This is a genomic window from Streptomyces cellostaticus, from assembly GCF_001513965.1.
Lineage (GTDB): Bacteria > Actinomycetota > Actinomycetes > Streptomycetales > Streptomycetaceae > Streptomyces > Streptomyces cellostaticus.
Genome location: NZ_KQ948069.1, coordinates 1 through 730 on the forward strand (window position 1 = coordinate 1; position 730 = coordinate 730).

The following is a 730-nucleotide window of genomic DNA, read 5'->3' on the forward strand; positions in this document are numbered from 1 at the left end:
TCAGACCCGACAGGCTGACCACCAAGCGAAGCAGGCACCCACTCCACACCGAACAAACCATCACGAGCCGACGCAACACCGGCGGACAACGGCCGCAACACCAACGACCCCACCGAAGCAATCAACCCACCAACCTCATCAGCCAAGATGAGTGACACACCCTCACCAGCCCCCGACGGCGTCACCCGCACCCGCGCCACAGACGCACCCACCGCATGCAGGCTGACCCGCCCCCACGCAAACGGAACCTCAGGCAACTCCCGCCGCTCACCCGTACCCACGATCACGTGCAGCGCAGCATCCAGCAAAGCCGGATGCAGACCAAAACCACCCGCACTCACGTCATCCGGCAACGCCACCTCAGCAAACAACTCCTCACCACGCCGCCACGCCGCACGCACCCCCCGAAACACCGGCCCATAAACAAGCCCCACCTCAGCCAACGCCGGATAAAACCCACCCAGATCCACCGCAACCGCACCAGCCGGCGGCCACACCGACAACCCCCCACCCTCAGCCACAACAACATCGACGGGCGCCACAACACCCGCGGCATGCCGGATCCACTCCCCCTCGAGCGCGGTGTCCTCGGACTGGGCGTAAACACCAACCACCCGACGGCCGGCCTCATCCGGCCCCTCCACGGTGACCTGCACCCGGACCCCACCACGCGCCGACAACACCAACGGCGTCTCGATCAGCAGTTCCTCAACTTGCCCACAACCAGCCT

At 65.8% G+C, this 730-nt stretch carries 1 protein-coding gene; it reads right to left on the reverse strand.

The genetic code is table 11. The annotated features are described in order from the left end of the window. Positions 1 to 730, reverse strand: a 730-nt coding sequence (locus AQI88_RS41035; protein WP_208616087.1) for a polyketide synthase dehydratase domain-containing protein, incomplete at both ends; no start/stop codon positions are given.